Raw genomic sequence first — 18140 nt, 5'->3', positions numbered from 1 at the left:
CTACGTCAGGTCGGGGCTTTGTCGGTCGGGGTGGGTCACCCCAGGCGCCATCGCGCTCAGCAGCTCGTAGACGACGTGGCTGGCCGCGACAGCGGTCAGCTGGGCATGGTCGTACGCGGGGGCGACTTCGACCACGTCGGCGCCGATGATGCGCAGGTCGGCCAGGGCACGCAGCATCCGTAGTAGTTCTCGACTCGTGAGCCCGCCCGCCTCCGGAGTTCCAGTTCCCGGCGCGTGGGCGGGGTCAAGTACGTCGATGTCGATCGAGATGTAGAGCGGCGCGTCTCCGACTCTGGCGCGGATGCGTTCGACGGCGGCCGCGACGCCGTGCTCTTCGACGAATTCGCTCGTGACGATCGCAAAGCCGAGCCGGGCGTCGTCTTCGAGGTCGTCCTTCGAGTACAGGGGGCCTCGAATTCCAACGTGCATGCTCGCGGTCAGGTCGATGAGGCCTTCTTCGGACGCCCGCCGGAAGGGGGTCCCGTGAGTCATCGGCGCCCCGAAGTACGTGTCCCACGTGTCGAGGTGGGCATCGAAGTGCAATACCGCGACGGGCCCGTGCTGCGCGTGCGCGACGCGAAGCAGCGGCAGAGCGATCGTGTGGTCTCCGCCGATGGCGACTAGTCGGTCGGCGTGCTCGCTGAGCTGGCGCGCGCCCGCCTCGATCTCGGCCACGGCAGCAGCGATGTCGAACGGGTTCGCGGCGATGTCGCCGGCGTCGGCGACCTGCTGGGCGTCGAACGGGAAGACGTCCTGCGCAGGGTTGTACGGTCGCAGTAGGCGCGAGGCCTCGCGCACATGAGCGGGGCCGAACCGAGCACCGGGTCGGTAGCTCACTCCGCTGTCGAAGGGAATCCCGACGATCGCGATGTCTGCCCGCTCGACCTCGTCGAGCCGCGGGAGTCGCGCAAAGGTCGCGATTCCGGCAAACCGGGGCACGACACTCGCGTCCACCGGCCCGCGGGGCTCATCCGTCGCATCTTTGCTGAACGGTTGCATATTTGACAACTTTCGGTACGCTATAGACAACTACAGCGCAACCGTACGCTGCCCCGTGCAGATCGTCAAGGACGAATGTGTGAGCAGCTTCGAGGAGGAACTGTGCGCGCCATCCACCCCACCGCCGAAGGCACCGCGACACCCATCGGCGCCAAGCTGCGCTCCGCGCGCACCGCTCAGGGCATGTCACTCGCCCAGGTCGCTCAGACGACGGGCCTCAGCAAGGGCTTCCTCAGCCGGGTCGAGCGCGACGAGACGTCACCGAGCGTGGCAACGCTTGTCCAGTTGTGTCAGGTGCTCTCGTTGCCCGTCGGAGCGCTCTTCGCCGAGCCCGACGTTCACCATGTCGCGTACGCCGACGCTCCGCGGATCAACTTGGGCGGAGTGCACGCCGACGAGCGACTGATGTCGCCGCGCGGCGAGGAGCGGGTTCAGCTGCTGCGATCAGAACTCGAGCCGGACGCGCACGGTGGGACCGATCTGTACACGATCAACTGCGACGTCGAAGCGCTCCACATCGTCTCGGGATCACTCACCGTGCGATTCGCCGGTCGCACCGTGGCCGTTCACGCCGGCGACGCACTGACCTTCCCCGGTCGAGAGCCGCACACCTGGCAGGTCGAGGGCGGCGAGCCAGCCGTCGTGCTGTGGGTCATCGTGCCCGCGCCGTGGAGCGGCTCGGCCTGACCGAGACCGCGTCGTATTCGAACCCCAGCGTCCAGATCAGCGCAGGCAGGGGCGCGGCCGCCCCGAAATCGTTGAGGAATCCGCTGATGGCATCCAGGAGCCCGGCAGATAGAACCCTGTCCAGGTCGGGACCGAGGCCGGTCATCCACTTCGTCCCTTCCGCAGCGCGGTGGTCCGCCACAGCTTCGTCGACGCGTTGGAAGGCGACGCTCGGGCCGGCGAAGTCGAACTCGGCCGCCCGCAGCACATCCGGGTCCACGTCGACCGCTTCACACTAAAGCCTGTCCGCGTCTCACTCTGAACGTTAGGCTTGCTAACACAACCCTTGAGATCGGAGGAGCAGCATGAATGGTGACGGCACACAGAGTGAACCGATCCAAGACCAGCATTCTCAATCGGACGAGGACAAGGTGGCGGGGATTCTCGCACAGGAGGAAGCTGACCTCGCCGGCCACAGTGAGCCCCAAGTCCTCGACGCGCTGCGTGAACGATTCGCAGATGCTGGACACACCGTGAGCGAAGAAGCACTCCACGAGCATGCGCGTCGAATCGCCGGCCTCGACCCGAACGATTTCTCCAGCAAAACACGGTGACTTCCTAACGACGATGCAGCGCCACCATCGCGGATGCCGACAGGGTTCTGCGTGGGCATTCAGGAACGGCGTAGGAACCGGATCAGAACCGCGGACCCAGGCTAGCGACAAACAGTAGCGTCGCCGCTACCGGCCGAGCACCCCTCGACATGTGCGAGTCCTCATCGCGACGGCGGAATCTGGACGGGGCGGCCTGGGTGCGAGCCTCTTCGGTCACCCCACTCTCGGCGAGCGGATCGGGGTTACTGCCCATCGAGGCGGCCACCCGTTCTCCACCGCGTCGACGCGGTCGGATGCCAGAAGCGGGAGCGAGTGACCTCTAACTCTCTCCCGGCTTCATCAGCAAGGGGGTCGTCCCGTCCCCTTCCGAGTATCGCCAGGAACAGGGATCTCAATAAGAATCGCTCAACGATGGTTCGGCGACCGCAAGGAGGTGCGCGAGGGAGAATGCTCCGCACGGTCCCGGATGCCCCGGAGCATCCGCTCGGTCATGAGGAAGCTCACCATCTCGATCGGCTCCACGAGCACCTTGGCCCAGTCGGTGAGGTACGCGTACCGCTCGCGAACGACAAGCCGCGTCGACCCGTCGGTTCGAGGTTGAAGGACAAACGCCCACGTGAAATCGTAGGGCGCTCCGGCGCCCGTGCCGTCGAGGGCGACCGCTCCGCGCAACACGAGATGGTGCTCATCCTCGAGATGGACAACCGACAACACGACCTCGGGAGCAAGATTCACATCGTCGCCGACGGAGCGGATCTGAAGTTCGGGCTCGACAGTGTCGACGCTGTGAATCTCGACGCCGGCGAGGTTCTCGACCCAGTCATAGGTGTAGAAGCCGCCGCGGTTCTGGCCGAGCTGCGCAAGCCAAGGCCACATCTCGGAAGGTGTCGCAGCGATCGAGATACCGCGGGTCGCTGTGAGGTTGGGGTTGGGAAGCAGATCATCCCCCGCCAGCGTCATGCGGAGCTCGTCGTCGGTCGCTCCCCACCGCAGCGATGCCCGCCGCGGCGATCGCCATCGCGCCGGCTAGCCCTCGCATCCACACCATGAGGTCACTATCCCACCCGTGCAAATCGAGGGCAACGGATGCCGCCGCACTGGCGTCTGGCGCGCGCCCGACCTCATGGACTAACGACGCTCGAGCAATAGTCCGGCGGACACTGACTCGGATCGGACCCAGCGCGAGGGGCAAATTCATTCGCTGCTCAGCGGTGTCGACGCCCAAAGGGCAGGTCGATAAAAACACACCCATCAAGAAGGCCCGGAACGCAAACTTCCGCTGGGGCTGGGAAATCAATATCGCCGTCCGCGTCGACTCCGAAACCCCTGGGAAGCACCGGTTTCCCGGACTGGCCGTCGCCGCAGATCTCGCACACAACTCAAGAATCGCGACCGGAAACGGACGCGAGAACCCCATAATCCAGAAATGGCTCCCGAGAAGCCTCAGGAGCGATTTCTTTTTGTTTCGACCGGACCGTTTCGTAATGAGTTTCGCAAATGGCCCTTTGGTGGGACTGACAGAATTTGAACCCGCGACCCCTTGAAGGCTCAGGCCTTAACTTTGTCTTCGCCGAATATCTCGAAAAACTCGCGGATGCCCCTGTGTTGACAGGGAACCGGGCGGTTCACTACCTGCAATTGTACTTTGTCAATTTGGGTCGAATCGAGATGAATGTGATGAGTAAATGATGACCATTTGAACCGTCGCGGTCGGCATCGTGATCCCACGTCCTTCAGCACCTTGGGTCGCGACTTAGGACTCTGAGGGCACCAAGGGCAGTTCGGCTCCGTAGTTCCACGACAAGATGGCCGGCTGCTCTCGGTAATAGCTCAGCACGGAGACTGATCCAGCATCCAGGCTGATTTGAGCACCGAATCGAGGGGCCATCCTCAGGTACACGGCGGTGAGAATGCGCAGGAAATGTCCGTGCGCGATCAGGGCGACATCTCCCTCCTCCATGGCAGGCAGCACCCGCGTGAGCACCCGCGACGCGCGGGCGGCGACCTCCTCCACCGTCTCACCAGGCGTGTCACCACGAATCACACCGTGGGTGAATGCGCTCCAGTTGTAGCCGAGTTCACTGCGGATGTCCCGCGTCGTACGCCCCTCGTACCCGCCGTAGTCCCACTCAACGAGAAACGGATCGACCTCAGCATGAAGGCCAGCGAGCTCAGCGGTGCGTCGCGCACGCTGCAGCGGCGAGGTCAGCACGAGGGAGAAATCGTAACCGGCCACTAATTTGCCCGCGCCATGGGCAAGTCCCTCTCCCCGGGCAGTGAGCGGAACATCCGTGAGCCCAGTGTGTTTGCCAGCCTTTGACCACTCCGTCTCCCCATGGCGCAAGAGAATCAGCTTCCCCGACGGGTTATCCGGAGCGGGGTGGCTGGGCAGCGGCTCGATCGTGAACATACGGCAACAGTAGTATCGCACCCCCGTTTCGATGGAGGTTCTTGATTGCTGGAAAGGCCAACGTTCACCCCTGCGGGTGTTCGAAGCGGGTGGGGGAACGGGCATCCCAGCCATCACGCGGCTACGGCCGTTCATGGTGAGCGCAGACGGCTCGGAAAGCGAAGAGCTGCTCGCCCACCCCGGAACAACGGATGTTTCAGGCAGCACTTACACGAGGACGATTCGGGATGAGAACGTGCCGGCAGGGTTCTCCCGTCGCAACATAGTACTAGACAAGTCCGTCCTGGCGAGTGTCTAAAAATGCCGCAGAGTGCTAACCGTCTTGGCCGAGCCGACCTGATCGACGGCCTCCGGGACCTTGTCCAACGTCTGCAGGGCGACGGTTTGAGCACCGGTGTCTACTTCATTGGAGGCGCCGCATTGTCCCTTCGATACATCCCTGATCGTGGTCTCACCGACGATATCGACGCTGAGATTCGTCCCTCTTCCCGAGCGCTTGAGTACGCCCTCGAGATCGCCGACAACCGAGGGCGGGGTGGCGACTGGCTCAACGCCCACGCCGAGACATACATACCCATAGCGAAGAACCCCGGCTGGGAATCCCTCTACGACGATGACTTTGTGTCCGGGTGGGTGGCCTCACCGCCCGCAGCCCCGCCGGCTCCAGAACGGGGACCGTCCCGGAGCAACTAACGACCCACCAACGCCCCAGCCACCGGACACCACGCCAAGGCCAGAACCGGAGGGACATTCTCGCCCGTTGCTCATCATCTGCGGTTAACTGACCGGCGTCGAGGCGCTCGTCACTGCGAACCGAGCGACAAGCGCACCTCGACCTCGCGTTCGACGAAGATCCATTCCTCGGTGCTCCGCAACTCATCGAGCAGCTCGTCGAAATCCGCGACACTTTCGGGCGCGTACTCAAACCAGGTCAAAAAATCGAACGGCCCACCCCCATCACGGCTGTGATGGAGCCGCCGGGCCACAGCTGGCAGCGAGTTCATGGAACGTCGGATGTGGTGACTGGTTTCCTCGAAAATCTGCCGGCGTTCGTCTTGGGCCAGTTCCCACCACTCCTTTGACTTGGTGATGGGGATAAAGGAGGCGACGGTCGCGCCGGGTCGGCCCAGAGCCGGTGACCGCGCCGTCAACTCGGCCAGTTCGGCAGCGGTCGTGTAACGCTGATGACTAACGGTGCCGCGCAGGGTCCACCCCGGGGCGTCCGTGGCCGATGACCCCGACAACCATGATTCATCCTCTGCCGCTCCTTCACGAATCAGCAGACGCGCGGCGGCGGGGAGCCCGTCACCGGTCACCGCGATGATGCGATCAATACGCCACTGGCCAGCATCGCCTGCAGTGAAAGTGACGGGTAGGGCGTCGGTCATTGGAACTCCTGACGGTATCGGCGACTTCGACGCTAACATCATCTTGAAAACCGCCCCAGCAGGCTCTGATGGCGTGCGATCAGGCATCCTCAGGTCGACGCCCCAGCGTCAGCCCAAAAAGGTTCGGCCGCCAGATCTGGGCCTGGCGTTCATCATGGTTGACGGTGACCAGCTCAGCCCGGTCGATTGCTTGGTTGGATCCTCGGGCTTCCAGGGGGGTGCCTCCTGTGACTCCTCGTCGTGCTGCGGCCTTCTCACCGACGTGCTCTGCGATGAGGACGTCGATGGTGGCACCGCCGCGGGTCCACCGGTGCTGATGGCCCTCTGGGCTTTCACCGGCGGACTCGAAGCCGACGTCAACGGGAGCTTTAGTCAAACGATGCCGTCCTCATCGTCAATTGTCTCCCACTCGACGACGCGGCCGAGGGTCGGGACGGCGTCGGCCTTCGTGACCTCGAAGTTCAGCCACTTCGCGTCCCACCCATGCTTCAGTGCGACTCGTTCGGCGGCAGCGACGGAATCGTCCGAGCCGGGGCGGACGTGAAGGACATCCAGGTCCTGCGTGGTCCCCCGATCGAAGTAGCACAGGGCGAGTGCCGCACCGCCCACGAGCCGGATGCCGGCCACCTCACCCGAATTACGAAGCTCGGCGACGAGATCACGGAGGCCGATGATGATCGCGTTGCGGTCCAGCGCGGTGCCGGACATCAGACGCTCGCGAAGGTATCTGCCCATGCAAGAACGCCGCGTTCGGCGAACTCGTTCGGCACGTCATCACGTTCGGGCGCGGGGTCGGCCGGGTCGACCCGAAACACGACAGGTTCGGTCAGTGCGCGATCGGGGTTGTTGACCCATCCAGGCAGCGGGATGTTCTCTTGATTGAGTCGCCATGCCACGAGAGCCGCGATGGCGGCATCCCACATATGATCGCCGGTGGGTTCCGGCTCCGTCAGCCCAAGGATTCCTCGAACGAGTCCGTGTTCGGCGATGAGATTATCGTTCAACTGAAGCAAAGCCCGGAGCGCGCGGTCTGTATCCTTCGCTCGAAGATGCTCTCTGATCGCCTCTGCGGAGCTGGCAGCGTCATCACGACGCGTGGGAGCGGCATACAGGCGGTGTCCGGCGCCGGCGAGCAGCCGATCGACCGTGCTGTAGGCAGCATCCCGTCCACGCTCATGATGGGAGACGCTGGCCTGGTCAATGCCGGTTAGCTCTGCGAGTCTCGCTTGAGTGAGGTGTTTGCTCCGGCGAGCGGCGCGGACGAGAGTAGATGAAGCTGCCACAATCGTCTCCTCCTTATTTCCAATATGACTTGTGCATCATATTCTAGTGCGCACTCGATGCAACCCGTGCCTGAAGGTCTGGCCTACACCGGCAGGATCGGCCTGCAGGGACAACATCGGCCTGGATTGGCTGTGGACACACTTGCCCTCGCCTCGACGATCGGCTCGCGAATCCGCCGGGGCGCCTGGCACGTGAGTGGACGGTGGATGACTTCGATGCGGCAGCCGGCGTCAGCCGCCGCCAACTGGTGAATATTGAGCAAGGCGAAGCGAACCCCAGCCTTGTCGGTTACGACCGGGCCCGCCGCGGCGACCTCCTTGCCCACATCCAGGGCCTCGGCAGCCGCGCCCTCCCCTTCTGCCCCGACCAGCTCGCCTTCGACATCGACCTGCCGCTGCCTGACTTCTACCGGTCGGTCACTGCCCTCGACCTCCGCGGCCGCACCCAAACGGACGTGGAACTCCGTGACCTCGGCCTCGCCGTCAGCCAGCACCAGATGACCCGGTTCTACCCCCTCTTCAAAAAACTCGGAGTCACCCCCGCCTCAGAACTCGTCAACCTGCCGGGCGGCACCGAAGCCCTCGTCGCCGCAGTACGCCTCGCCACCCACACACCCCCAATGCGAAGCGGCAAACGCGTCGTCTTCCTCTCACTCGACGACGGCAGTGGACCGGTATCCAACGTGGTGTTCTTCCACGATGCCCAGGCTGCGATCGGGGCGTCCGTGTTCCGCACCCACTACGCGCTGATCCGCGGCCGGACCCGGCGCACCGGCGCCCGCGGCGTCTCAATGACCGGCGAGCAGATGTGGACCTGCTCGACGTGGCAGGGAAAGTCCGAGCACGTCAGGCTGCGGAACGGGCACGGGAACGGGCTGTGGTCGAGGCAGAGGCCGCGGACAACGTCATTCAGATGTGGAGGCGGAGGGCATGATTGACAGAGTTGCGGACGGGTCAGCGCGTTGACGTTCTCTGAGAACCAATCAGCACTGTTACTTCGCTTAGCGGGACTCTTCTGCGCGATGCCCATCGGAATGGACCAGTCCGGCCTTCAGTCGCCGGCCACAGTGGCCCGCCGGCGGCTGCGGCGACGCCTTGGGTGGGTGTGGTCGTGAACGGCACCGCGCTAAGCCTCAATCTGACCGCTGGATAAAGGATTAGTGTGGTGCCGACTCCCGGACCGCCGACAGTCTCGTCAGCCGAGGTGTCATCATTCGAGATTCTCTGTCGTGGTGCGGTGAAGGCGCAGTGTGACGAGCTGGAACGGGCGGAGCGAAAGCGAGATGGTTCGGTCTGGGCGCCCGATCACGGCGCTTGGCTCAGTCTCCCGCTCGAGCAGGTCGGTCTCCGTGACGTCCGACCAGCCGAATCCCGGAGCCAGATCACCGCGCGCACGCGCGCCCAGTGACTCGTAGAGCCGCACGATCACGTCGCCGGAACGGTCCTCCGCGAGCTTTACAGCCTCGACGACGATCGCCGGATTGGTCACGACGACCAGGGGTGCCACCGGGCCGGCTCCCCTTACCTCGCGCAAGGGCAGATTAACTCGATAACCCTCGTCGACGGCATCCGCGATCTCGGCACCGACGCGCAGCGAGACGACGAACTCCTGCTGGCCCTGATCCGAGGCCGGGTCGGGGAAGAGGGGCGCGCGCAGGAGGGAGACGCGTACGACGGTGCTCGTGCCGCCACCAGGCAATGCGGCGCGGCGGATGTCGTGCCCGTAGCTTGCGTCGTTGGCGACGGCGACACCGTAGCCCGGCTCGCCCACGTGAACCCAGCGGTGGGCAACAGTCTCGAACCGGGCGGAGTCCCAGGAGGTGTTCGCGTGGGTCGGCCGGTAGACATGTCCGAACTGCATTTCGGATGCTGCGCGGTCGGCATGAATCGCGAGGGGGAAGGCGAGCTTCAGGAGTTTCTGAGACTCGTGCCAGTCGATCGCTGTGTGGATGTCGAGGGCACCGGTCGCGCCGTTGAGTCGAAGGGTCTGGACCACGGATGAGGAACCAAAGGATCGGTTGACCCGCACCCCGAATCCGTCGTCCGAGACAGCGACGCTGGAAGCCTCGGTCAAGTCGCGCCCGACGTTCTTGTACGTCTCGTCGAGGTCCCAGGCGTCCCACTGGATCGGGGTGTCCCGGAACAGCTGCAGCAGGTTGGCAGTCTCGCCGGCGGGGATGACTTCTCGGTCGGCGACGAGGTCGCGCATCGACACGATGAGTCCCCGATCGTCGATGACGACACGCACCCGGTCATTGGCAATCACCAAACCGGCCCCGCTTTCGGTGACCTTGGCCGCACCCGCCCTCGCCGCGGTCGCGGCAGAGAGGCCCGGGACGCCGTCGCGTGAGTTCGGTCCGGCGTTGAATGTGAGCGGATGACTGCCGCTGCCGGCCAGGACCTCGAGGGATCGGGTGATCTGTTCACCCAGAGTCTTCGCGACGGCCGCGTAGTTGCGCTCAGCCTCCTGGTGCACCCAGGCGATCGAGGTGCCGGGAAGGATGTCGTGGAACTGCTGTAGGAGCACAGTCTTCCAGACGTCGTCGAGGGCGTCGTACGGATACTCCGTACCTCGAAGGACTGTCGCAGCAGTGGCCCAAAGCTCTGCTTCTCGGAGCAGGTGTTCGCTGCGACGATTGCCGCGCTTCGTCTTGGCCTGGGAGGTGTAGGTGCCGCGATGGAATTCGAGGTACATCTCCCCCGACCAGACCGGCGCCTCGATGTACTCGCGGTGCGCGCTCTGGAAGAACTGCTCCGGCGTCGTCATGGTGACGCGTGGCGATCCCTCGAGGTCACGCGTACGGGCCGCAGCGGCCAGCATCTCGCGGGTTGGGCCTCCACCGCCGTCGCCCCACCCGAATGGAAGGAGCGAAGTAGTGCCGACCCCCTTTTCGGCGTACTGCCGCTCCGCCTTGGCGAGCTCCTTACCGGAGATTTCCGCGCTATAGGTGTCGACTGGGGGGAAATGAGTGAAGATTCTCGTGCCGTCGATGCCCTCCCACCAGAAGGTGTGATGCGGCATCCGATTGGTCTCGTTCCACGACATCTTCTGCGTGAGGAGCCAGCGAGATCCCGCCGCTGCCACAATCTGCGGCAGAGATGCGGTGTAACCGAACGAATCCGGAAGCCACACCTCGAGCGGCTCGACGCCGAGCTCCTCCATGAAGAACTTCTTGCCGGCGACGAATTGCCGTGCGAGCGCTTCACCGCCGGGCATATTCGTGTCGGACTCGACCCACATCCCGCCGACCGGAATGAATCGGCCCGCCGCCACCTGCTTCTTCACCCGCTCGAACAGTTCCGGATAGTAAACCTGCAGCCACGCGTACTGCTGCGCCGAGGAGGCAGCGAAGGTGAAGTCCGGGTCCTCGTCCATGAGCGCCAGAACGTTCGAGAAGGTTCGCGCGACTTTGCGCACGGTCTCGCGCACCGGCCACAGCCAGGCGGAGTCGATGTGGGCGTGACCGACGGCGGCAAGGCGGTGGGCACTCGCGTAGGCGGGACTGGCGAGCACGCCGACGAGCGTCGCACGGGCGGCCGCCGCCGTGCCCGCAACGTTGTCGGGATCGAGAGCATCGGCCATCCGTCCGAGCGCGTGCAGGATGTCGGCCCGTCGCGGAAGACTGTGCGGAAGCTCATTCATCAAGCCGATAAGGGTCCAGGTGTCCTGCAGGAGCTCCCATACGGCGACGTCAAGTTGTCCGAGTTCGAGCCGACGCAGAACGTAACTGGTCGAGTCGCCCGCTGTGGCCTTGTCGCCGAGCTCGGTAACGCCAAAGGTGAAAATACCGGCGATATTCGGATTGGCGGCCGCCTCGAGGTAGATGTCGACGGGCTCCCCAGCGTTTCCCGCCGGGATGTAGCTGTTGAGGGGTTCGATCGCTTTGATGATCACGCCGTCCGCCGTGTAGGCGGTGCCCTCGGCCTGGAAGCCCGGGAGCGTGGCGGAGAACCCGAGGTCGACGACGACCTCAGCCCGGGTGCCATCCTCGGCCCACTCGGCGGGCACACCTCCAGTGAGATGGAACCAGACGGTACCCCAGGGCTTGCCCCACGCACCGCCGACGGCGAAAGGCTCGTAGCTCTGCCCGATGGCCGCGTCGAAAGGCACCGGCTCGTCATCGACGGTCCAGGAAGCGATTGTCAGCGGGGCGGTTCGGCGATAGACGGCGGGCTTGATCCGTTCCCGGATGACGCGCTCGATTCGCGCTTCGAGGAGGACTCGATTGTCATGCATGGTGGCTCCTTAGCCCGCGATGGTCCTCGCCGCGCGGCGAGGCGTGATGGTGAGTTATCCCTTGACTGCGCCCGCGAGGGCGAACGAGCCGCCGATGCCGCGGGACACGAGAACGTACAGAACGATGGCGGGCACCGCATAGACCAGCGAAAACGCTGCGAGTTGTCCGTAGGCGATCGCGCCGTACTGGCCGAAGAAGCTGTAGATGCTGATCGCGGCGGGTTGCTTGCTCGGCGAGAGGAGCAGGATGAACGGCACGAAGAAGTTGCCCCAGGCCTGAAAGAAGACGAAGATAGCGACCACGGCGATGCCCGGTCTCATCAAGGGAACCACGATCAGGCGCAGGGCTCCCATCGCCGATGCGCCGTCGATCCAAGCTGCTTCCTCGAGGGTGATCGGCACCGAATCCATGAAGTTCTTGGTCATGAAGATCGCGATCGGCAGAGACGAAGCGGCCATGAAAAGGATCGTGCCCGGGATCGAGTCCAGCAGATTGAACTGGACGAAAAGGCTGTAGACCGGCACCATGATTGCCGTGATCGGCAGCCCGGTCGCGAACAGCACCCCGTACATGAACGGCTTGTTGAATCTCGCCTGGTAGCGGGACAGCGGATAGGCCGCGAGCAGCGCGGCGACGATCGTGATACCTGCCGTACCGACGGAAATGATCAGGCTATTCCACAGCGGAAGGAACGTGAGTTCGGGAGTGAGAACAGCCGCGAAGTTGTCCAGCGAGAACTCTTCAGGAAACTTGGTCTGGTAGGTGGCCTTGTTGTCGACGGACGCGAAGATGAGCCAGCACAGGGGAAGAAGAAAACAGGCGCCGATCAGGACGAGAACGGCATTGGCGAGGAACCCGATCACGCTCTTCTTGGGGGAGGCTACCGAGACGGGCCGATCGGACTTCCGGGCCTCGGGCGGTGCGGCGATGACTGACATCGGCTAATCCTTCTGCGGACGCAGTGCCCGAATGTAGACGACGGAGAAGATCGCGCCGATGATGAGCATGACGGTGGCGATGGCTGTGCCATAGCCGATGTTGCTGAATCGGAATGCCTCTTTGTAAGCGAGGATCGGCAACGTTGTGCTGTCGTTGCCGGGCCCTCCCGCGGTCATCACGTAGATGAGGGTGAAGACCGACAATGTGAGCAAGCTGATGAGCATGGTGTTCGTCACGATCGTGTTCTTGATCATGGGAATGGTCACGAGAAAGAGGCGCTTGGAGCCGCCGGCTCCGTCGATCATTGCCGCCTCGGTAATCTCCGGCGGTACGTCGTTGAGGGCGGCCTGGTAGACCATCATCGAGAACGCCGTGCCACGCCACAGGTTCGCCAGGATGATCGCGAACATGGGGAAGCTATACAGCCAGTTGGGGCCGGTCATACCGAAGTTCGCCAAAACCTGGTTGAGGGTGCCGTCAGCACTGAAGTAGGCGTAGCAGACGAAGGCGGCGACGATCTCGGGCAGGATCCACGCGGCGACGATGATCGTGCCGACGGAAGAGGTTACCTTCTTATTGGCCTTGTGCATGAGAAGCGCGAGACCAAGGCCAAGGATGTTCTGTGAGATCACAGCGGAGCCGAAAGTGAAGATCGCGGTCAGCCAGAGCGAGAGGGGAAAAACGGGATCGTTGACGAGCTTGACGTAGTTGTCGAAGCCGATCCACTGGGGGTTGCTCGCGTTGACACCGGTGAGCGACGCATTCGTGAACGACCCGTAAACCGACCAGATGATCGGTCCGGCGAGAAACGTGATCATGATGAGAATCGCCGGCACGAGCGGGATCATCCGCACGGCCTTGACAATTCCGCGCACCCGGCGGCGGCGGGAACCCGAGTTCGGTTCCGGCCGCCGCACGTGTGTGTCCTGCGGTGCGAGCACTTCTGCAGTCACTGTGTTCCTGTTCCCGTTTTATCTGTGGGCGCGCACCTGGGTGTCTCGGTACTGCTACTTCTGGATGACGCCCTCGGCACCGACGATCTCTTCGATTGCCTTGTCGTAGGCTGCGGCCGCTTCCTCGGGAGTTGCCTTGTCGGTGATGACTGCCTCGTTGGCCTTCTGGACCTCGGCTGAGATCTGGTTGTAGTCAGCCGTCGCCGGACGGAAGTTCGTCACCTCGACGATGTCGGTGACGGTCTGGACGAAGGGGTTGGCGGCAATGTAGCTCTCGTCGGCGGCGACATCCTTGCGAACGGCAATCTGCGAGTTCTCGTTGTCGTATGCGAGTGCATTGTCCTTGCTCAGCGCCATCGCCATGAAGTCGAAGGCAAGCTGCGGGTCGGCAGTTTTAGCTCCGACTGCGAGTGTCCAGCCGCCTGACATGCTAACGCCGCCCGGCTTCTGGCCGTTCTGGGTCGGGAACACCGTTGCGCCCATGTCGTCGACGTACTCGGGCCACTCGTAAGAGCCACCGGTCTGCCAGAACGAAGGCGTGTAGGAGCCCTCGATCGTTGCGCCGAGAGTCGCGTTTGGGAACATTTCCCCGAAGATGCTCTTCCAGATGTTGGGATCGAGCGCCTGTGCCGGAGTCAGAGCGAGTTCCTCGGAGTAGAGCTCGTCGACGAAGGTGAGGGAGTCGATGAACCCCTGCGAGCCAGTGACCCACTTCGAGGTTTTCGAGTCGTAGAGCGAATCTCCCCCGAGTTCGGTGCCATAGAGGAGTTGGTAGAAGCCCTGCATGTTCGAGCCCTCGCCGGTGCCTGTTCCAGCGTAGAAGTTGAACGGCACGACGTCAGGACTGCTCGCCTTGATCTGGCGTGCGGCCTCCATGACGTCGTCCCAGCTCTTCGGCTCCCAAGGGAGAGCGATTCCGGCCGCCTCGAAGACGGGCTTGCTGTACCAGATCGCACGAGTATCGGTACCGAGGGAGACGGCATAGATGCTTCCGTCGTCGCCCTCGCCTGCCACCTTGGCGGCGTCGGTGAACTGGTCCCAGTCCTCCCACTCGGAGACGTACTCATCCAGGTTGAGGAGGTACCCGGCATCCGCGTCCGCTCGCAACGCATTGGTGTCTTCGTAGAAGATGTCCGGTGCGGTCTCGGCCGAGCGCTGTGAGAGGGCGAGTTTGGTTTTGTAGTCGTCATCTGTTGCTGCGATGGGCTGCAATTCGACGGTCACGCCCTCGTTGGCGGCCTCGAAGTCCGCCTTGGCGGTTGTGAAAAGCGTGTCGAGAGCGGTGAAGGCGTCGGTCTTGATGTAGGCGACCTTGAGGACCTTGTCTTCGCCCTCGGATGGCGCCGATCCGGCCGTGCATCCGGTGAGTGCTACCAGTCCGCCGATCGCGAATGCCGATAGGGCGATTGCTGCTCTTTTCTTCATGGTGCTCCCCTTTGCTCCAAGTACAGATGGTCATGCGGAATGTGGTGCCGACGCACTGGAGAGAAGAGGATGCCTCGCTGCCGTGCCTCGATCTAATAGTACATCGATTAGATAAACCAGCATCAAGGTTTGACCGGGCGTGTCTTGCCGAGTTCCGCACTCGCTCAGGACAGAAGGAGCGCTCTGGGATTCGGAGCGAGTGCGCGATCCAGCACCAGGCAGGCTGCCCCAATCGCCCCTACGTCCTCCCCCACCGTTGATCCCGCCACTGAGATTCGGTGGATGCTTCGCGTGGCGCGGAGCTCTTCGAGCAACTCGGGGATCCTGCGGAGGTAATATCCTGAAAGGCGTGCCCAGAACGGGCCGCCGAATACCACGCGATCGACGTCGAGTAGGTTCGCGATGATAGCCACCGCTTTCGACATCCGTACGGCTGAGCGCTCCACGATCTCGATCGCGGTCGCGTTGCCCGCCTCAGCGGCCGCACACAGCTCCGTGAACCGCGAATCGACAGTGCGAGTGTCGTTGGCGCCCCAAGCATCGTCGAGGACGCCCAAGCGCTCTGCTTCCTGGACGAGTGCCTGGGGCGTACAGGTCACAGTGATGCACCCGCGCAACCCACACAAGCACTTCGGGCCTGCTGGATCGGTGACGATGTGCCCGACCTCTCCTGCGTTTCCGGAGCTTCCCCGGACTACTTCGTCGTGCATTACGAGACCGACCCCGATGCCGGTGCCAAGGTAGAAGAAGGCAAAGCTGCCCAATCCGGATTCCCCACCGGCCCACATCTCGGCGATCGCCGACGCGGTTACGTCCTTGTCGAGGATCGAGGGAAGCCCGACGCCCGACTGGAGCGCGTCCCGCAGCGGAACCCGATGCCATCCGACCAGGTGCGGCGGGTCGACCACCGTACCCAGCACATTGTCGATCGGCCCGGGGGCCGCAATGCCTACCCCGCCGATCCGTTCCCGCGGCACTCCTGAGTCGTCGATTAGCTGCTCGAGCGCCTCGACGATCCGTTCGATGATGAGGGTCGGGTCCATCACCGCTGGGGTCGGAAAACTCGACCGTCTCACGACGCTGCCGGTGAGATCAAGCATTACGAAGGTCACGACCGTCGGATCGACGTGAACTCCGAGCGCGTAGCGCCCGCCGGGATTGAGCCGCAACATCGTGCGGGGTTTACCGGGCCCCGTGCCCGCCTTGCCGGCTTCCTCGATGAACCCGCTGTCAAGCAGGCGCCTGGTGATGTTTGAAATGGTCTGGGGAGAAAGCCCGGTAGCAGTCACGAGCTCGACGCGACTCAGGCCGGTGGCGGATCGACGGATGGCGTCGAGAATAACCGACTGATTGAAATCGGCCATCGCCGGGAGGTTCGTACCCCGACGCGCCGTCACGTCCTTCTGGTCGCTCATGTCACGACGTTAACGCGTCGACGCAGATCTTCGATGACGAGAAGCTTCTCAGCCTTGTTGAGCAGAGCGCAGTCTCTATTGGTCGGCATGAACTCGATGTTAGTAGCTGGCCGTAGGGGGCCATCTGGATGCCGCCACTGGCCGCCGAATTGCACGACGCGGCCAGCGGCAGTCCTGGTTTGCTCGACCCGCCCGCCGGGCCGCGCGCGAGCCTCCAACACAACAACATCCGACCCGGCGTTCATCAGGTCCCGGGCAGCGCTCAACCCAGCAAGGCCAGCTCCACGGGCGACAGTTACGACAACGCCATGGCCGAAGCGTCTGAGTCTGCCATCCGGCCACCGGCCTCGCTGCTACGCGTTCAGCGCGATGGTCAGCCGTTCGATTCCGAGGTCAGCCCCGTCGATGACGGGGATGATTGTCCCATCTATGCGGATGGCCCCGATCGCGTTACCGAGCAGCTGGCGGTCCCGCTTGCTCATCTGCACGGCCAGCTGGTCTCCACGGGTGACCAGGGTGCTGAGGACGGCGAAATCTATGAGATGCCGCTTGACGCCCTGGTCAAGCGGTGCGGTGAATGCGGCAGCTTTGAGGACGAGTGCTCCGAGCAGGTTCGGCCGCCAGATCTGGGCCTGGCGCCCGTCATGGTTGACGGCGACCAGCTCGGCTCGGTCGATTCCTTGGTTGGATCCTCGGGCTTCCAGGGTGGTGCCGCCTGTGACTCCTCGTCGTGCTGCGGCCTTCCCACGGACGTGCTCTGCGATGAGGAGGTCGATGGTGGCATCGCCGCGGGTCCACCGGTGCTGATGGCCTTCTGGGCTTTCACCGGCGGACTCGAATCCGATGTCAACGAGGGCCTTGGTGACCTGATGGAGGATGGTCGGCTGCGCGCGCACATCCAAAACAGCATCCGCGTCGTCGGTCGGCCGATTCGGCGTAGTGTCGCGTTCGACGCACCAGAGGTGCACCATCTGGCCGCCAACCAGGCACCAGTTATTCGGCACCTTCTCGGATAGGTCGAAAAGGGCGTGCCAAGCCAGCGAGGACCGCTGACCGAGTACCGGCATGTCGATGACGGTCATCGGTTGCTCAGCAGTTCCTTGATCCGCTGACTTTCGCGTGGCCCGGCGTGGTCGGCGAGGTCAGCGAGGACAAGGCCCAGCGGCGCTCGCCCGTCGGCGTCAGCTTGGACACGAGCCAGGTGGAGCCAGACATTCGCATTCTTCGCCTTCACCAACAGGTACTCGTTGATGAGCTGCTGGGCGATCTCGGGGTCAACATACGCTTCAACCTCATGTTCGCTGCTAAGCCCCGCGCGGTCGTCACTGATTCCGGAGAGGACTATTCGCTTGTCGCTGCGGAGGTCACCGAGATCATCGGCGTTCGCGTGCAAGGCACGGACCGGTGCGCGATTCCGGAGCCAGCTGGCAAGGAGGAGGGCCGGCGCATTGCTTTCTGCCAGGGCAGCGCACTTGCGGTTCAGGAGCCAGCGAGCCTTCGCCTCCATGTTCTCGGGTTCGACGCCCGACAGCAGAGCGATGAGCGACCATGAGTTGGCCGGGCTCAGCGGGCGGGAGAGCGGAGGCTGTCGACGGAGCTCCGACTCGTCGATTCCCCAGCTTGAGCCGATCTTCTCGGCATCGACCTTGCCCTCGCGGATCAGCTGGTGCACGCGCGCGACAGAGATGTCCTGGCGGGCGGCGTACTCTTTTACACTCAACATGTTACAAGGGTACAACCGCTGAAACTCTTGTGACAAGCGACAGCACCAAATGAATGTGTCAGGCTCGTCCAGATGAGGGACGGCCCA

At 63.6% G+C, this 18140-nt stretch carries 19 protein-coding genes and 2 pseudogenes; 4 read left to right on the top strand and 17 right to left on the bottom strand.

What is annotated here, in order from left to right; all coding sequences use genetic code 11:
- Positions 1 to 999 (bottom strand): agmatinase, encoded by a 999-nt coding sequence (gene speB / locus E3T25_RS06380; RefSeq protein ID WP_104100434.1) that lies wholly within the window; start codon positions 997 to 999, stop codon positions 1 to 3.
- 102 nt (positions 1000 to 1101) lie between these two features.
- Between speB and E3T25_RS06375 the strand changes: the two genes are divergently transcribed.
- Entirely contained in the window at positions 1102 to 1686 is a 585-nt protein-coding gene (locus tag E3T25_RS06375; RefSeq protein WP_134373150.1) for a helix-turn-helix domain-containing protein, read from the top strand.
- Here the strand turns inward: E3T25_RS06375 and E3T25_RS06370 are convergent.
- On the bottom strand, positions 1652 to 1945 hold the full coding sequence (locus E3T25_RS06370) for a hypothetical protein (protein WP_134373147.1): 294 nt from the start codon (positions 1943 to 1945) through the stop codon (positions 1652 to 1654). The genes E3T25_RS06375 and E3T25_RS06370 overlap by 35 nt on opposite strands.
- Positions 1946 to 2030: 85 nt before the next feature.
- On the opposite strand from E3T25_RS06370, the gene E3T25_RS06365 reads away from it, so the two are divergent.
- Complete coding sequence (locus E3T25_RS06365; RefSeq protein WP_134373144.1) at positions 2031 to 2279, top strand: hypothetical protein; 249 nt, start codon at positions 2031 to 2033, stop codon at positions 2277 to 2279.
- A gap of 405 nt (positions 2280 to 2684) precedes the next feature.
- Here E3T25_RS06365 and E3T25_RS06360 read toward each other — a convergent pair whose 3' ends face one another.
- Positions 2685 to 3239: an SRPBCC family protein gene (locus E3T25_RS06360; protein ID WP_134373141.1), complete on the bottom strand. Its 555-nt coding sequence runs from the start codon at positions 3237 to 3239 to the stop codon at positions 2685 to 2687.
- Between the two features lie 793 nt (positions 3240 to 4032).
- Positions 4033 to 4689, bottom strand: a complete 657-nt coding sequence (locus E3T25_RS06355) for a histidine phosphatase family protein (RefSeq protein WP_134373138.1) — start codon at positions 4687 to 4689, stop codon at positions 4033 to 4035.
- Between the two features lie 300 nt (positions 4690 to 4989).
- Here E3T25_RS06355 and E3T25_RS06350 point away from each other — a divergent pair, with 300 nt between their 5' ends.
- On the top strand, positions 4990 to 5382 hold the full coding sequence (locus E3T25_RS06350; protein ID WP_104169362.1) for a hypothetical protein: 393 nt from the start codon (positions 4990 to 4992) through the stop codon (positions 5380 to 5382).
- Positions 5383 to 5492: 110 nt separating this feature from the next.
- Here the strand turns inward: E3T25_RS06350 and E3T25_RS06345 are convergent, their stop codons facing one another.
- From E3T25_RS06345 to E3T25_RS17895, 5 genes and pseudogenes are all read right to left on the bottom strand, one after another.
- A complete protein-coding gene (locus E3T25_RS06345) occupies positions 5493 to 6077 on the bottom strand; it encodes a chlorite dismutase family protein (RefSeq protein ID WP_104100427.1) in 585 nt (194 codons plus the stop codon).
- 79 nt (positions 6078 to 6156) lie between these two features.
- Complete coding sequence (locus tag E3T25_RS06340) at positions 6157 to 6453, bottom strand: hypothetical protein (RefSeq protein ID WP_134373135.1); 297 nt, start codon at positions 6451 to 6453, stop codon at positions 6157 to 6159.
- Positions 6450 to 6812: a hypothetical protein gene (locus E3T25_RS06335; RefSeq protein ID WP_134373132.1), complete on the bottom strand. Its 363-nt coding sequence runs from the start codon at positions 6810 to 6812 to the stop codon at positions 6450 to 6452. Before E3T25_RS06335 ends, E3T25_RS06340 begins: the two co-directional genes overlap by 4 nt.
- Positions 6785 to 7081 (bottom strand): hypothetical protein, encoded by a 297-nt coding sequence (locus E3T25_RS17370; protein WP_158250240.1) that lies wholly within the window; start codon positions 7079 to 7081, stop codon positions 6785 to 6787. The genes E3T25_RS06335 and E3T25_RS17370 overlap by 28 nt, the downstream gene beginning before the upstream one ends.
- Positions 7082 to 7222: 141 nt before the next feature.
- A pseudogene (locus E3T25_RS17895) lies at positions 7223 to 7360 on the bottom strand (helix-turn-helix transcriptional regulator); the annotation flags it as partial.
- Positions 7361 to 7563: 203 nt separating this feature from the next.
- Here E3T25_RS17895 and E3T25_RS06325 point away from each other — a divergent pair.
- Entirely contained in the window at positions 7564 to 8298 is a 735-nt protein-coding gene (locus E3T25_RS06325) for a DNA polymerase III subunit alpha (RefSeq protein WP_134373129.1), read from the top strand.
- Positions 8299 to 8570: 272 nt separating this feature from the next.
- Here the strand turns inward: E3T25_RS06325 and E3T25_RS06320 are convergent, their stop codons facing one another.
- The 8 genes and pseudogenes from E3T25_RS06320 to E3T25_RS06285 form a co-directional block, all read right to left on the bottom strand.
- Entirely contained in the window at positions 8571 to 11597 is a 3027-nt protein-coding gene (locus E3T25_RS06320; protein WP_134373126.1) for an alpha-mannosidase, read from the bottom strand.
- Between the two features lie 54 nt (positions 11598 to 11651).
- Positions 11652 to 12536 (bottom strand): carbohydrate ABC transporter permease, encoded by an 885-nt coding sequence (locus E3T25_RS06315; RefSeq protein ID WP_134373123.1) that lies wholly within the window; start codon positions 12534 to 12536, stop codon positions 11652 to 11654.
- 3 nt (positions 12537 to 12539) lie between these two features.
- Positions 12540 to 13490 (bottom strand): carbohydrate ABC transporter permease, encoded by a 951-nt coding sequence (locus E3T25_RS06310; RefSeq protein WP_420898231.1) that lies wholly within the window; start codon positions 13488 to 13490, stop codon positions 12540 to 12542.
- Positions 13491 to 13544: 54 nt separating this feature from the next.
- The gene (locus E3T25_RS06305; RefSeq protein ID WP_134373120.1) at positions 13545 to 14915 is read right to left on the bottom strand and encodes an extracellular solute-binding protein; all 1371 of its coding nucleotides are present in this window, start codon (positions 14913 to 14915) and stop codon (positions 13545 to 13547) included.
- A gap of 164 nt (positions 14916 to 15079) precedes the next feature.
- The gene (locus E3T25_RS06300; protein ID WP_241980685.1) at positions 15080 to 16330 is read right to left on the bottom strand and encodes an ROK family transcriptional regulator; all 1251 of its coding nucleotides are present in this window, start codon (positions 16328 to 16330) and stop codon (positions 15080 to 15082) included.
- A gap of 128 nt (positions 16331 to 16458) precedes the next feature.
- Positions 16459 to 16602: pseudogene (locus E3T25_RS17675) on the bottom strand (FAD-dependent oxidoreductase); the annotation flags it as partial.
- A gap of 81 nt (positions 16603 to 16683) precedes the next feature.
- Positions 16684 to 17412: a hypothetical protein gene (locus E3T25_RS06290; protein WP_134373117.1), complete on the bottom strand. Its 729-nt coding sequence runs from the start codon at positions 17410 to 17412 to the stop codon at positions 16684 to 16686.
- Complete coding sequence (locus E3T25_RS06285; protein ID WP_104194499.1) at positions 17409 to 18053, bottom strand: helix-turn-helix domain-containing protein; 645 nt, start codon at positions 18051 to 18053, stop codon at positions 17409 to 17411. Before E3T25_RS06285 ends, E3T25_RS06290 begins: the two co-directional genes overlap by 4 nt.
- Positions 18054 to 18140 lie beyond the last annotated feature (87 nt).

Origin of the sequence: Cryobacterium sandaracinum, from assembly GCF_004403415.1 — a bacterium.
Classification (GTDB): Bacteria; Actinomycetota; Actinomycetes; order Actinomycetales; family Microbacteriaceae; genus Cryobacterium; species Cryobacterium sandaracinum.
This window is presented reverse-complemented; position numbering and strand designations above follow the sequence as displayed.

Coding starts and splice junctions, on each gene's coding strand:
- speB (WP_104100434.1), bottom strand. CDS start 999: ATGCAACCGTTCAGCAAAGATGCGACGGATGAGCCCCGCGGGCCGGTG.
- E3T25_RS06365 (WP_134373144.1), top strand. CDS start 2,031: ATGAATGGTGACGGCACACAGAGTGAACCGATCCAAGACCAGCATTCT.
- E3T25_RS06360 (WP_134373141.1), bottom strand. CDS start 3,239: ATGACGCTGGCGGGGGATGATCTGCTTCCCAACCCCAACCTCACAGCG.
- E3T25_RS06355 (WP_134373138.1), bottom strand. CDS start 4,689: ATGTTCACGATCGAGCCGCTGCCCAGCCACCCCGCTCCGGATAACCCG.
- E3T25_RS06350 (WP_104169362.1), top strand. CDS start 4,990: ATGCCGCAGAGTGCTAACCGTCTTGGCCGAGCCGACCTGATCGACGGC.
- E3T25_RS06345 (WP_104100427.1), bottom strand. CDS start 6,077: ATGACCGACGCCCTACCCGTCACTTTCACTGCAGGCGATGCTGGCCAG.
- E3T25_RS06335 (WP_134373132.1), bottom strand. CDS start 6,812: ATGGGCAGATACCTTCGCGAGCGTCTGATGTCCGGCACCGCGCTGGAC.
- E3T25_RS06320 (WP_134373126.1), bottom strand. CDS start 11,597: ATGCATGACAATCGAGTCCTCCTCGAAGCGCGAATCGAGCGCGTCATC.
- E3T25_RS06315 (WP_134373123.1), bottom strand. CDS start 12,536: ATGTCAGTCATCGCCGCACCGCCCGAGGCCCGGAAGTCCGATCGGCCC.
- E3T25_RS06305 (WP_134373120.1), bottom strand. CDS start 14,915: ATGAAGAAAAGAGCAGCAATCGCCCTATCGGCATTCGCGATCGGCGGA.
- E3T25_RS06300 (WP_241980685.1), bottom strand. CDS start 16,330: ATGAGCGACCAGAAGGACGTGACGGCGCGTCGGGGTACGAACCTCCCG.
- E3T25_RS06290 (WP_134373117.1), bottom strand. CDS start 17,412: ATGACCGTCATCGACATGCCGGTACTCGGTCAGCGGTCCTCGCTGGCT.
- E3T25_RS06285 (WP_104194499.1), bottom strand. CDS start 18,053: ATGTTGAGTGTAAAAGAGTACGCCGCCCGCCAGGACATCTCTGTCGCG.